General features: G+C 56.5%; 12 protein-coding genes. 7 read left to right on the top strand and 5 right to left on the bottom strand.

Annotation, left to right across the window (positions count from 1 at the left end; genetic code table 11):
* Positions 1-694 precede the first annotated feature (694 nt).
* The 5 genes from I9H09_RS16055 to I9H09_RS16030 all read left to right on the top strand — a co-directional run bounded on the left by I9H09_RS16055 (position 695) and on the right by I9H09_RS16030 (position 6,526).
* On the top strand, positions 695-1,333 hold the full coding sequence (locus I9H09_RS16055) for an N-acyl amino acid synthase FeeM domain-containing protein (protein ID WP_005887592.1): 639 nt from the start codon (positions 695-697) through the stop codon (positions 1,331-1,333).
* A gap of 45 nt (positions 1,334-1,378) precedes the next feature.
* Complete coding sequence (locus I9H09_RS16050) at positions 1,379-2,512, top strand: MFS transporter (protein ID WP_122325340.1); 1,134 nt, start codon at positions 1,379-1,381, stop codon at positions 2,510-2,512.
* Positions 2,513-3,286: 774 nt separating this feature from the next.
* A complete protein-coding gene (gene dusA / locus I9H09_RS16040; RefSeq protein WP_055002408.1) occupies positions 3,287-4,306 on the top strand; it encodes a tRNA dihydrouridine(20/20a) synthase DusA in 1,020 nt (339 codons plus the stop codon).
* 172 nt (positions 4,307-4,478) lie between these two features.
* Positions 4,479-5,969 carry an OpgD/OpgG family glucan biosynthesis protein gene (locus I9H09_RS16035; RefSeq protein WP_221036039.1) on the top strand — a complete coding sequence of 497 codons (1,491 nt, stop codon included), beginning with the start codon at positions 4,479-4,481 and terminating at the stop codon, positions 5,967-5,969.
* Between the two features lie 125 nt (positions 5,970-6,094).
* Entirely contained in the window at positions 6,095-6,526 is a 432-nt protein-coding gene (locus I9H09_RS16030; protein ID WP_122313091.1) for a universal stress protein, read from the top strand.
* A gap of 16 nt (positions 6,527-6,542) precedes the next feature.
* On the opposite strand, the gene I9H09_RS16025 is transcribed toward I9H09_RS16030, so the two are convergent.
* Genes I9H09_RS16025 through I9H09_RS16010 form a run of 4 tightly spaced genes read right to left on the bottom strand, consistent with a single transcriptional unit; the run spans position 6,543 to position 11,177 of the window.
* Complete coding sequence (locus I9H09_RS16025) at positions 6,543-7,007, bottom strand: response regulator (protein WP_054076447.1); 465 nt, start codon at positions 7,005-7,007, stop codon at positions 6,543-6,545.
* On the bottom strand, positions 7,004-9,331 hold the full coding sequence (locus I9H09_RS16020) for an ATP-binding protein (RefSeq protein ID WP_122313092.1): 2,328 nt from the start codon (positions 9,329-9,331) through the stop codon (positions 7,004-7,006). Before I9H09_RS16020 ends, I9H09_RS16025 begins: the two co-directional genes overlap by 4 nt.
* The gene (locus I9H09_RS16015) at positions 9,328-9,996 is read right to left on the bottom strand and encodes a response regulator (protein ID WP_122313093.1); all 669 of its coding nucleotides are present in this window, start codon (positions 9,994-9,996) and stop codon (positions 9,328-9,330) included. Before I9H09_RS16015 ends, I9H09_RS16020 begins: the two co-directional genes overlap by 4 nt.
* A complete protein-coding gene (locus tag I9H09_RS16010; RefSeq protein WP_024670889.1) occupies positions 9,993-11,177 on the bottom strand; it encodes a sensor histidine kinase in 1,185 nt (394 codons plus the stop codon). The genes I9H09_RS16015 and I9H09_RS16010 overlap by 4 nt, the downstream gene beginning before the upstream one ends.
* Before the next feature lie 223 nt (positions 11,178-11,400).
* On the opposite strand from I9H09_RS16010, the gene I9H09_RS16005 reads away from it, so the two are divergent.
* Positions 11,401-11,925, top strand: a complete 525-nt coding sequence (locus tag I9H09_RS16005) for an SgcJ/EcaC family oxidoreductase (RefSeq protein WP_005887606.1) — start codon at positions 11,401-11,403, stop codon at positions 11,923-11,925.
* A gap of 80 nt (positions 11,926-12,005) precedes the next feature.
* On the opposite strand, the gene I9H09_RS16000 is transcribed toward I9H09_RS16005, so the two are convergent.
* Positions 12,006-12,542 (bottom strand): RNA polymerase factor sigma-70, encoded by a 537-nt coding sequence (locus tag I9H09_RS16000; protein WP_084920283.1) that lies wholly within the window; start codon positions 12,540-12,542, stop codon positions 12,006-12,008.
* 315 nt (positions 12,543-12,857) lie between these two features.
* On the opposite strand from I9H09_RS16000, the gene I9H09_RS15995 reads away from it, so the two are divergent.
* On the top strand, positions 12,858-13,616 hold the full coding sequence (locus I9H09_RS15995; protein ID WP_122324845.1) for a thioesterase II family protein: 759 nt from the start codon (positions 12,858-12,860) through the stop codon (positions 13,614-13,616).
* The last annotated feature ends 98 nt before the right edge of the window (positions 13,617-13,714 follow it).

Below are 13,714 nucleotides of genomic sequence, written 5' to 3'. Positions count from 1 at the left end.
ATTCATAGCATTTCGAATAATAGGGCCTCTTTTGGAGGCCACACTGAAAGTCGTTCGGTACAGCCCCCGGTCTTTGTTGCCTTTCCGACGCTTGGGCGATAGAGATTGTGGTAGCAAGTAGAGGGACGTTGTCGGGCGCTGAGGCGAAGCGGTTTTGTGCTTCTTCCGCAGGGGCCGTGTAATTGAAGCTGGAATTTACTGAACTGGTTGGAATGCTATTCGTTGGGAATCCTCTTTCCCAAAGGATTTAGGGTGCAGGAGCATTCCTGCAGGTAATAGTCCCCTTGTTTCGTTGCGACCATGGCTCGGCAGAGTGAAGACCATTGCTTGGTGGTCACTCTGTCATGTCTGTCAGTTGAGCCGGTGACGGAACATCTGCTTTTTCTAACCGGTCTCTCAATACACAGGATTTTAAAAATGACTGTGCATCAAGATGGAACTTTTTCTTGCCCAGTTACCACTCAGTTGCCCTGCAGGCCAGTACGCGGTGGTGGGTATCAACAGAACGGGTTCACATGGCGCTTAATCTAGTGGGCACACCGAGTCTGAACCAGCGCGCGCAACTCCAGTAGTGCGAGCCCCTAGTCGGGTTGGCAGTTTTTTACATGAATCCTTGCCAACCCTCAAGATAGGGTGATGGAAACATCTGGGGTTCCGGCTTACAACGTCCACAACGAATGTTCAATCGAAATTTATGAAAAACATATTCTCTGGCATAACCGTACGGCTCTCTGAATCACATCAAGACAAGCAAGCTGTCCATGAGTTGAGAATCAATGCATATGCAAAATATGAGTGGAGCAACAATGGCAAGCGCATGGGGTTCGATGCCACGGACGAAAATCCTTGGGTGGACTCGCTCATTGCATTCCAAAAGAATGAGCCGATTGGCACGATGCGGATCATTCGAGCGAACAGGGACACGATTGATAGGCTGTTGAGCTATGAGCTCTGGAAAGATCATATAGACCAATGCCTCTCGAATTCCAGCCCAAACATTCTGGAGTTCAATAGATTCGCCATCACGGAGGGTGGAAATTTCCCAATTGCTGCCTGCGCACTTCTTAAGGCAGCAATGGCCATACAAGCCATTGACAATATTGATTTTATCACCGGGGAAGTGCGTGCTGATCATGCTGGCTTCTATCAAAAATTCTTAGGCATGGCTGTTTCTGAAGAAGTTCGGACTGACCGCATCCTTCAAGTTGACTACAGTCTTCTGACTGGCTATCCAAAATCAGGAATCGGAAAGCTCCAACAACGCAAACCTTGGATGGTGCCGACTCGAGCTGATATCGACTCTTGGAAGCAAGTCGCCTCAATTTCTTGGTGAACTCAATATATATTGCGGTTGCCGAAGCCAATACAGGGCTGAAAAATGGATTACTCGGGTGTTAGGGTGTGGCTGCCGAACATAGCAACGTTCCTGCTTTTGGGCAGTATCGGCTGCACCATCCCTTTGTTATCAAGATCTTTGGAGGATTCAGGCTTCACCCAAGCCAGGATTGGAATTGTTAGCGGGGCTTTTTGGCTTGCTCCGATATTTTTTAGAGTTTACATTTCCCGCCTGCTAGAATATAAAAAAAAGAAAATACTGATTGTTTTTGGGCTCGTGACGACGGCGTTTGCATATCTCATCACAAATGAAGTTGAAGGGATTTTTCAGTTGGTGTCAGTGCGCTTCGTTCAGGGTATAGGCTACACGATTTCAATTATTGGAATACTGGCCTTTGCTGTTAATTCTGCGCAGGCTCGTGAGCGCGCCAGCCAGTTTTCAATCAACAGTATATTTAGCTTTCTTGGTTATGCGCTCGGCCCTGCATTAGGCGAATTTGTTATTCAGTGTTTAGGTTACGCACGTACTTTTGAGATGGCTTCTGCCATGTGTTTTTTGGCTGCGGCATTTATTTGCGCAGGTCGCGAGCCTCTCTTGAACTCCCCATCAGAGCCGACCATTAGTACGAAGAGCAAGAAACCTCCGCCACTGCGCTCGACATGCATCCAACTGATGCTGGTCGCTGCCCCCCTAGGTATGGCAGAAGCATTTGTTCCGATTTTTTCGCGGCAGGAGGGTTATGGGTCTGTGAGCGCCTTCTTCCTCATATTTGCTTGTGCCACACTTGCTATCAGGGTGAATATGTCGAAGCTGAGCTGTTGGCGAAGTTTCACTTGGCTCGCTCAGGCAGGCGCTCTGTTATGCACGCTGGCGCTGACGGTGCTCGCAGCATCCAACTCGAAATCTATGATGCTTGCGGCTTCGTCTTTCATGGGCTTCGGGTGGGGGCTGGTTTTCCCCTCATTAATAGGATTGAATGCGGAACAAAATCCCAATGCAAGCTCAACTCAACTTTCTATTTTCAGCTCAGTGTACGATTTTTCTTTCTTCTTCGGTCAGGTGCTCTTTGGTTTGATTATTTCAAGCTTTGGTTATCGACTCTCTTTTGTGTTGGCAGGTATAGCTTGTTTGGTGTCGTTTGCGTCGATAAAGTTTCGTCTGTTTGAAGGCGGCTGAATCATTCATTCGCCTTTGAAGAAATTCATCAACTTAGTCACAGCAAGGCTTCACCGGCAGCACAGGCGTTCCAGAGTTGTCAGTTTTTGCTAGGCTTGAGGCTGGCTTCTGGTGATTTTCGTCCATACGTACACGCCGCCCTGCTGCCGAATAATGACCCGCCGAGGAACTGTTTCGTTCACGCCTGGAGAACCAGGGGTTTATGTAAAGGAATTTCAAAGTTTCTATACATAGGGATAGTCGATTCGACAGAGCTCGTCTTTCGTAGGTTTCCGAGTACGCTCTTCGCGTTTGCTGACCATTCCAGCTTACGCAGAACGATTCGGGCATCAGGTATTGCATGAGGAGCAACGTCATATCCCCATGCTGGCTTTGCTACGGACAATACTGCTCCCAGATGCGACAAATCAGTGCCCATAGGCCGAACCTTCTCTTACTCGTCAAGGTATCGATCAATTATCTGATTGATGCTGACCTGCTTGCGATCCATGCGTTTATCGCACCAGCCATGGCCAACTCAGCCATCGCGTCGTTTCATCCATGCTTGAACTACCCGATTGCGGTCGAAGGTTCGGGTTTCCTGATAAACTCGCCGACCGTCGCGATTGATACTTGCCTGCGCACGACAGGCGATAGCTGCCCTCGTGCTCGCGTATGTCGATCGTGCCCATTTTTGAGTTGGTACATTTCTGATGTGGGTTGGTACGTGGTACCCACTGCTCTGAAAAGACAGGTAAAAATGGCCAAAAATCGCCGTATGAAAGATCAATATTGATGAGCATCGAGAAAACAGAAAGCCCAGTAAACATTGGTGAATCAAGGGCTGTGCTGTCCCGGCGCTTCTCCGTTGCGCCGATGATGGACTGGACCGATCACCATTGCCGCTACTTCATGCGTCTGCTGTCCAGGCACGCGTTGCTGTACACCGAAATGGTCACCACCGGCGCTTTGTTGCATGGCGACCGTGATCGGTTCTTGCGTCATGACGAGACCGAGCACCCGTTGGCATTGCAACTGGGTGGTAGCACAGCTGCGGATCTGGCTGCGTGTGCGCGGCTGGCTGAAGAGGCGGGCTACGACGAGGTCAATCTGAACGTCGGTTGTCCGAGCGATCGGGTGCAGAACAACATGATTGGTGCGTGCCTGATGGCGCATCCGCAACTGGTGGCTGATTGCGTGAAGGCCATGCGCGACGCGGTGGTTATTCCGGTCACGGTCAAGCATCGCATCGGCATCAATGGCCGCGACAGTTATGCCGAGCTGTGTGATTTCGTCGGCACGGTGCAGGAGGCGGGTTGCCAGAGTTTTACGGTTCATGCGCGTATTGCGATTCTTGAGGGGCTGTCACCCAAGGAGAACCGCGATATTCCGCCGCTGCGCTATGACGTGGTTGCGCAGTTGAAATCTGATTTTCCCGATCTGGAAATTGTGCTCAACGGCGGCATCAAGACGCTGGAGCAGTGCAGCGAGCATCTGCAGGTCTTCGATGGTGTGATGTTGGGTCGCGAGGCCTATCACAACCCGTATCTGTTGGCGCAGGTGGATCAGCAGTTGTTCGGCAGCATGGCGCCGGTCATCAGCCGTCATGCTGCATTGGAGGCAATGCGGCCTTACATTGCGGCGCATATTGCCAGCGGTGGCAACATGCACCATGTGACTCGCCATATGCTTGGCCTCGGTCTGGGGTTTCCGGGCGCACGGCGTTTTCGTCAGTTGCTGTCGGTTGATATTCACAAGGCGGATGACCCCATGCTGTTGCTGGACAAAGCCGCAGAGTTTCTTCGCGGGCATTAAGCGGACCAGCGGGCTGGTGGCTTTGGTGTACTGATCTAAGCTCAGACCAATTCCACCAGGCGTCTTCCCCACCATGTTGAATCGACGAAACTTTTTGGAGTTTTCTTCGATATCTGCGTTGTTGCTTGCATCAGGTATCCCTAGTTCCGCACACGCTAATAAACGATTAAAAATGGGCGCAGACGAGCCCTTTTCTTTTGACTTGCTGATGCAGCGAGCGCATGACATGGCGATGCAGCCATACATTGCTTCTTCCAGTCCCAGTGCGAATCTGATGGAGAAGCTGGATTACGATGCCCATAACAAAATCCGCTTCAAGCCTGAGTACACGTTGTTCGCTGATGGTCAGGGGCAGTTTCCGATCACCTTCTTTCACCCTGGCAAATTCTTTCCCAAGCCGGTGCGGCTTCATGTTGTCGATAAGGGCGTGGCGAAAGAAATCGTTTACGATCAGACATATTTCGATATCCCCGAAGACAGTCCCGCTCGTCAATTGCGACACCAGGCAGGTTTTGCGGGGTTTCGTATTCAGGAAAGTCGCCGGCATAAACAAGGAAAGCTTGAAAGCCGCAGCAATGACTGGGCTTCCTTTCTGGGTGCAGCCTACTTTCGGGCCATTGGTGAGCAGTATCAATACGGTCTTTCAGCGCGAGGTATCGCGCTGGACGTTGCCCAGGCGGGGGTTCTGGAAGAGTTTCCCGATTTCACCGACTTCTGGTTTGAAACTTCTGCCGATACTAAATCCAGGTCAGTGGTTTTATACGCGCTGTTGAATGGACCTAGTGTCTGCGGCGCCTATCGGTTTGTCATGCAGCGAGGCAAAGGCGTGGTGATGGATGTCGAAGCAGCACTGTTCATGCGTAGCGAAGTTCAGAGATTCGGCATCGCACCTGCCAGTTCAATGTACTGGTTCAGTGAGCAGGCCAAGAAGACTGCCGTTGACTGGCGGCCCGAGGTGCACGACTCCGATGGTCTGGCGATCTGGACAGGTACCGGAGAGCGTATCTGGAGACCGCTGAACAATCCTTCGCGGACGATGACATCTGCGTTTAGCGACAATAACCCGAAAGGTTTTGGTCTGCTGCAGCGAGATCGCGACTTCAACCACTACTTGGACGGCGTGCAGTACGGACGGCGACCGAGTCTGTGGATTGAGCCCCAGGGCAATTGGGGGAAGGGTACAGTGCAACTGGTTGAAATCCCGACAGACGACGAGATCCACGACAATATCGTTGCCATGTGGGTGCCTGAAAAACCAGCGGTGCCGGGGACCGAGTATCGGCTCAGTTATCGCATGCACTGGCTGGATGACGAACCTTATCCCGATAGCGAGCTGGCGCGGTGTGTTGCAACACGCCTTGGCAATGGCGGGCAGCCCGGACAACCTCGGCCTGTCGGGGTGCGCAAATTCATGGTCGAGTTTCAGGGCCATTCACTCGAAAAGATTCCCGTTGACGTCTTTCCCGAAGCCGTACTGTCCTGCTCAAGAGGCAGTTATTCCTATGTCTTCACGCATCCTGTGCCAGATGGCATCGCGGGACATTGGCGAGCGCAGTTCGATCTTGCTGTCGAGGGTCTAGAGCCGGTGGAGATGCGTCTTTATCTGCGTCTGGGTGATCAGACGTTATCTGAAACCTGGTTATACCAGTACCATCCTTTCTGACGCAGGTTACAAAAGACCTTGTTCGCCAAGGCAATCATCGGCCGCTCAAAAAGCCGTCGTTCAGCAGTGGTTGCCTGTCGGTCAACGCATTATATTGACTGCCTAAACCAACAAGGAAAAACCACATGCACAAAGTCCTGGTCCCTTTCGACGGCTCGGAGCACGCCATGCGTGCCCTGGGATATGTCATCGAACTGTCTGCCGATCTCAAGAAGTCACTTGAAGTGCATGTTCTGAATGTGCAGGCCAGTCCTATCGATTACAGCCTCTATCTGGCGCCTGACATGATTGAAGGCGTTAAAACCGGGTTGACCAATGAAGGCAAGCGTGTGCTGGACGAAGCGGTGGCGCTGCTGGCTGCCGCTGGCTTGCCGTTCCAGGCCCATGTCGATCTGGGCAACGTTGCCGAGCAGGTCGAGGCCGCAGTTCAGCGGCTCGGTTGCGAGGCGGTTGTCATGGGGACTCGCGGGCTTGGCAACTTTGGTGGCTTGCTGCTGGGGTCGGTGGCCACGCGGGTGATCCACGAAGTGTCGGTGCCGGTGACGCTCGTCAAGTAATCAAGTAGACCAGGCCTTATTGCTGCGTCAGCGTTCGTGGCTGGCGCAGCAACTCGATGTTTTCCGGCGGCACCAGCTTGCGCAGGGATTTGTACAGCGCGCGAGTCTCCAGCAGGTTCCAGATTCTCAACATGGTTTCCAGTGCATCCAGAGGCTTGCTGATGAAATCCCGTGCGCCCAAGGCTAGCGCGCGCAGGCGAGTGTCGCGAGTCGCATCGGCGGTCAGGACCATGATCGGCAGGTAGTCATTGGCCGGGATGCGCCGGTTGAGCTGTTCCAGAACCGCGAAGCCATCGAACTCGGGCATGTGCAGATCCAGCACCACAAGGTCGGGTTCGAAGCTGTTGAACAGGTCCAGCGTGCGCAGCGGCTCGGTGCTGCTCAGCACATTGGTCAGCCCTTCGCGGGCGAGCAGTTGCTCCATCAAATCCAGATTGGGCCGCTGGTCGTCGATGATCAGAATGCGGAAGTCTCCGGTCATGTGGGCTCCGGTAGGTATTGATCGAGAAGCGCCAGGAATACCGGCACTTGAATGGGTTTGATCAGGATGGCCGTTGCCCCGGCATTCTTCAGCTCGCGCTGGGTGCTGTCACTGACATCGGCGGTGATCATCAGCACCGGGGTGTGAGCGGTCGCCGGCAAGCGCCGCAACCGCTGCAATACTTCCAGGCCCTTGAGGTCGGGCAGGTTGAGGTCGAGAAGGATCAGTTGCGGCGCGTGCTGGCGGGCCAGGTCCAGACCAAGCTGGCCCTGCATGCTCGACAGCAACTGAATGCCCGGCCTGCGCTGCAGCAGCGTCTCGATCAAGGCCATACTCGACAGGTTGTCTTCAATGCACAGCAGCTTGCCATGATACGCCGGGCGGGTAGCGGGGCTGGACGCCGGTGCTGTATCAGGTGGACGCAGCAGCTGGACAGCGGGCGGGCGTACGAGCACAGAAGGCAGTTCAAGGGTGAAGCGGCAGCCTTCGTTCAGTGTGGTGTCCACCGACAGCCCGCCGTGCATCATTTCCAGCATGCTCTTGCTCAGTGCCAGGCCCAGCCCGGTGCCCTCGACACTCGGGTTGGCATCCAGCCGCTCGAATGGCTTGAACAACTGACCGATACGTTCGGGTGCAATCCCGTACCCGGTGTCCACCACGCTGACAGTGACTCGCCCGGCAGACTGGCCGACCTCGATTCGCACCTTGCCATCGGGTCGGTTGTATTTGATGGCGTTGGACAGCAGGTTCAGCAACACCTGTATCAGGCGCTGGCGGTCAGCGACCACCCCCAGTTCGTCAGGCAGTTGTGGCAGTTCACTCAGTTCAATGCTGGCATCGGTGGCCATCGGCGAAACCAGCACCAGCGCTTCCCTGAGCACGCTCGACAGCGGCACAGGTTCGAGGTTGAGTGAAACGTGACCGGCTTCGATTCTGGCGATGTCGAGCACTTCATTGATCAGCTTCAGCAGGTGCTGACCAGCCCGCAGAATGTGGCCGATTTGCGGTCTCTGGCTGGCAGGCGAATCCATGTCCAGCAGTTGTGCAAACCCCAGGATGGAATTAAGCGGGGTGCGCAGCTCATGGCTCATGCGCGAGAGGAATTCGCTTTTCGCCCGGCTGGCACGCTCGGCCTCTTCTCGGGCGGTGCTCAGGGCTATTTCAGCCACGCGGCGATCACTGATGTCGCGGGTTATCTTGGAAAAACCGCGCAGTTCGTCGTGACTGTCGTACTGCGCAGTGATCACCACGCTGGCCCAGAACCGGCTACCGTCCTTGCGCCGTCGCCAGCTTTCTTCGGTATACCGCCCGTTGACGGTGGCTTCGTGCAGCGCCATGTCGGGGTGTTGCGGGCATTCCTGTGGCAGATAGAAGACCGAGAAGTGCTGACCGATGATTTCCTGCTCGGTGTAACCCTTGATGCGCTCGGCCCCCGCGTTCCAGGTGGTGACATAACCATCGCGGTCCAGCGCGAAGATGCCGTAGTCCTTCACCCCTTCGATGATCAGTCGTAACCGCTCCTCGTTGTCGCGCAACGCCCGTTCGCGCTCGGCCAGCAACTGACCGGCTTCGATCAGGCGCGTGCCGAGCTGACCAATCTCGTCCTTTTCGGGCGGCTGGGGCAGCAGCGGGTGTCCGAGGGCCAGACGCTGCGCATTACGCTGCACCTGATGCACCCTGGCGACAATGCCCTTGGACAGCATCAGTACCGCCAGAATGGCACCGATGATTCCGCAGGCTGCGGCCAAAAGGGTGGATAGCAACAGGCGCTCACGTGTGGCCGCAGCGGCTTCTGTACGTTCTGCCAGCAGAGCGTCTTCGCGCTCGCGCATGATGCCGATCCGTTCGCGCAAACGGTCCAGAACGTACTTGTTTTCGACCAGAATGGCGGCAACGGTTTTGCGGTCGTCCGTGCTCATTGTGCGCAGTTTTTCCAGGCCATCTACTTTGGTATGAATCAGCGGTTCAATGGCTTTCAGGTGTTCACGCATTTGCCCATCACGGATATTGCTGTTGAGCCGCGTCAACGCTGCCTCGATCAGCGGCTGTGCATTGATGTAACCGGGCAGAAAGTCCTCCTGATGAGTCAGCAGATAGCCACGCACACCAGCCGCGGCTTCTGCGATCTGAGTATGAAGTGTCTGGATGTCGCCTTGCACGAGCAGCACGCGCCGCACATCTTCCTCGGCTTGCGCGGTCTGGCGTTCGGCAATATAAATGAGCACCAGCGAAAACATGAGCATCGCCAGCGGCAGGGAAATTGCTACCAGCGCCTTGCCTCGTAATGGAAGGTCTTCCCAGCGGCTGCTGCCTGGTGCATTCATTTCCAGTCGCTCGTCGACTGGCTCACCAGGCCCAGCGCAACGCCACGCACTGCGGCCTGGGTACGGTCCGAAGCACCGAGCTTGCCGATCACTTTTTCCACGTGCGCCTTTGCGGTGCCGGTGGTGATACCCAGCTTTTCGCCGATTTCCCGGTTGCTGAAGCCGCCCGCCACCAGCCCGAGTACCTGACGTTCGCGAGGTGTCAGTGCTACCGGGACGCTCGCGCCACTGCTGCTGCGGTCGGTCATGCGGCGCAGCAGGCGCGCACTGACGGCGCTGTTCAAGGCTTCTTCGCCGCGTGCCACGCGTTGCAGGCCGGCAATCACTTCATCGCGACTCGCGTCCTTGAGCAGATAACCCACCGCACCCGCGCTGATGGCGGCCTCCAGATGGTCGGTGCTGTCGTCCATGGTAAAAATCACTACTTTCAGACCCGGCATGCGCTGCTGAAGAATGCGCGCGGCGCCCAGGCCGTTGAGTACCGGCATGCGGATATCGAGGATGGCGATGTCCGGTTGCAGCTCCTGGCACAGATCGATGGCTTGCTGGCCGTCGGCTGCCTGGCCAACCACTTCGAATTCCGGATGGCCCGCCAGCAGCGAGACGAATCCGGTGCGTGTTACTTCATGATCGTCTGCCAGAACCAGTCGCACGGTGTCAGTCATGTCATTGCCTTGTCTGCATTGAAAGGGACCACGGCCCGCAGCCGGGTGCCGCGTCCGGGTCGGCTGACACAGGTCAGGCGGCCATCCAGAAGGCTAGCGCGTTCCTGCATGGCCACCAGGCCCAGCTTTTGAACGCCAGTGCCAGTCAGCGATTTATCGGTGATGAAACCACGGCCGTTGTCTTCCAGTTTGAGTGAAATGTTGCCGTCACTCAGCTCCAGCGCCAAGTCTACGCTGCTTGCGTCAGCGTGTTTGAGCACATTATTGATGCCTTCCTGAGCGATGCGAAACAGCGCGATCTCCAGCTGACTGGGCAGGCGGGTCAGAGAGCGCGAGGCCCATTGCACGACGATCCCAGCGTCACGCAGTCGGTCGGCCTCTTTGTCGATTGCCTGCAACAGCCCGAAATCATCCAGCACGCTCGGGCGCAGGCCGCTGATCAGCTGCCGGCCCTCGCCAACGCAATGCTGCGCCAGCTTGAGAATGGCTTGCAGATCGGCATCCAGCGGTTCAGGCAGGGCCGGACAGCGCCCGGCGAAGCCTTGCAGGCGCTGGTGCAGGCCGGCAAGTGTCTGCGCCAGACCGTCATGCAGGTCGTAGGCCACGCGTTTGCGTTCGTCTTCCTGGGCGGTAAATAGCTGGCGCACCAGCTCGGACATGGTTCGCTCCCGCGCCACCAGGGCGTCGAGCAGACGGTTGTTCTCAAGGTGCGCCGCGAGCAGGGTGGCGAGCAGTTGCAGGGACTCGATGTCTTCGTTGTCCGGCACGCTGATGGCAACGCTACTGGCCAGCAGCAGCGTGCCGAAAGCCCCTTCGTCAGCCCCGCGCAAGGGCAGCAGCAGCACACAAGGGGAGTCTGTTCCGGGGCGCTCCAGCCATTGCGGACCGATGACCAGCGGGTCGGCAGCCGTTTCCAGGGTGTTCAGGCGGTCGACGTTGCCATGACTGGCGGTGGTTTGCACACCGTTGCCTGCCCCCCATTCCACCAGCAGGCCATGGTCCATGGCCACGAACGCACAGGCACGTTGCAAGACGCGCAGACGCATCGCTTCAGGTGGCAACTGGGTCAGTTCCTGACCGGTGTCGACCAGCAGGCGCAGGCGTGCTGCGCGACTTTGCGACTGGCGATATTGATTGCGGATGGCCAGTGCGCTTGCCGGATCGTGAGGTGGGCTTTGCATGAGGTCTCCAGCGAGGGGCCATGTCGGCGAACGCTATATCGGCGAGGCGCTACACCTGCGCGGGCATATACAGAAGTGACGCTATTAGAACCGCATCGGGAGGTAAAGCCTATCTGCCGATTGGCATACACAGATAACCCCGGTTGGCCGATGGCGAGAAGGGGCGGGGCGGGCAAAGTGGCACTCACTGAATCCCTGAACAGATCCCCGTAGGAGAGTAGCGATGAAAACTAAATTGACCGCCCTGGCCCTGTTGCTGGTTGTGAGCGCACCGATGGTCCAGGCTGCTGCCGAACCGTCCGGCTACACCTACCGTATGGTGGCCGAGCAGCCAAGCAACGTGAACGACAAGGAAATCGCGGGTCTGTTTGATCGCTGGAACAAGGCCCTGCAGACTGGCAACTCGCAAACTGTCGCGTCGCTGTATACGCCGGACGCTGTCCTGCAGCCTACGGTCTCCAACAAGGTGCGTGCCACTCCGGCGGAGATCAAGGACTACTTCGATCACTTCCTGGCGCTCAAGCCGGTTGGCGAGATCAACTACCGCGAGATCCGTCGCCTGGGGCCTGATGCCGCTGCGGACAATGGCGTCTATACCTTCACCCTGACAGCTGCGGACGGCAAGAAGACCAAGGTACAGGCACGTTATTCGTTTCTATACCATCGCGTCGGCAACGAGTGGAGGATTCTCAACCACCACTCTTCGGCCATGCCGGAAATACAGCCTGAGTACCAGGTCAGCCGCTGATCGACAACCGATAGGCAGCTGAAACAAAAAATCCGGAGCCATGGCCCCGGATTTTTTTCGTCTGGCAGAATCGCCTGCGCTCAGGCTTCGGCGCTGGCACCGTTGACCTTGCGGCAGTGAATCAGCGCGTCGCGAATCATGAAGTTGACCAGCGTCGGCGAAACCCCCAGTTCCTTGGCGATGTCTTTTTGCGGCACGCCGTGCAGGCGATACATTTCGAACGCATAACGGGTACGGGGTGGCAGCTCGCCCAGTGCGTCGGCAATTTTCTCCAGGCTGGAGAAGTTGATGTGTGAGGTTTCTGGCGATGCACCCTGAATCACCACGTTCAGCCCCTCGGCCTCGGGGCCGGTGTATTTCTGTTCCAGCGCCTGTTTGCGGTAATGATCGATGGCCAGGTTACGCACGATCTGAAACAGATAGCTGAGCTGTGCCTTGAAGGTCAGCGTGGCCTGCGGCGCGGAGCGCAACCTGAAGAACGCATCCTGCACGACATCTTCGGCGCGCGAGCGGCAGCCCACGATGCGCGCGGCAATCTTGACCAGCAGCAGATAGTTGTCGACGAATGCCTGGAGTAACGGTGAGTCGCACTTACTTGTGATTACGTGTTCCGTCATGGAATTCACCTTGCTGCAAAACCAATGGGGGGGAGGGCTGCAGGAGTAGCAGCGCCGTCACATGGGGCAGCAAATTAGCCTTAATGATAATTATTGTCAAATGCGAAAGCCAATCAGCGCACTTTAAAAGGGCAGTGCTGAGCATTGCGCGCTTGCTGCGGGCACCCTCACTAATTATTTCCAGGCGCCATCCGTTCTCATTGGTGACAGGCCCGACCACGGTTGCAGCCAGGGAATACTTCAGGAGAGCCTCATGCGTTTCGATCACGCGCCTCGCCGCTTTTACATTCGCGCCAGCAGACGGACGGTTCAGCCATGAGCACGCCCGTGAGTCTGACGCTATTCTGCCTGCCTTACTCAGGTGCCAGTGCAATGTTCTACGGCCCTTGGCGGCGCAAAGTACCCGAGTGGCTGAACGTACGCCCGCTGGAGCTTCCCGGCCGTGGCATGCGCATGGATGAGCCGTTGCAGACTGATATCGCGCAACTGGCGAGTGAGTTGGCAGACGAAATCAGTGCAGAACTGGACACGCCTTATGCGCTATTCGGTCACAGTCTGGGTGGGTTGCTGGCCTTTGAACTTGCACATGCCTTGCGCGAACGCGGTCTGCCCGCGCCGCTGGCGTTGTTTGCCTCGGCCACTGCCGGCCCGGTGCGCCGCGATGTCAGCGAATACGTCGTCGCCAAGACCGATGAGCAACTGATTACGCGACTGCGCAAGCTCCAGGGCACCAGCGAGAACGTCATCGCCAATGACGAATTGATGCAACTGATGCTGCCGATACTGCGCGCCGATTTTCTGTTGTGCGGCAGCTTTGTGTACGGCGAGCGCGAACCGTTGAGCGTGCCGATTCATATCTTCGGCGGCAAACAGGACAGCATCAGCGTCGAGGAGCTGCTGGATTGGCAGGAAGAGACCTGCACCGGGTTCTCGCTGGACATGTTTGAAGGGCATCACTTCTATCTGATCGAGGAGCAGGCGCAATTGCTTCGCCATCTGCGGCGTTATTCCGAATTGCACCTGACCCGCTGGCGCAACAGCGCATCACGGCAGATGAGCCGGGCTGCCGGTTGAGCCTTCTGGCTCTTTTGCTTAGCGCGCGACCTCACCACGGGACGCGCGTCTTTTCTTGAAATTCAGATTTTATCTGGCACGCCGAACCTAGCAGGAAC

The organism is Pseudomonas tremae (assembly GCF_023278125.1).
Taxonomy (GTDB): Bacteria; Pseudomonadota; Gammaproteobacteria; order Pseudomonadales; family Pseudomonadaceae; genus Aquipseudomonas; species Aquipseudomonas tremae.
Note: the sequence above shows the minus strand (reverse complement) of the source record. Positions and strands in the feature narration are given on the sequence as shown.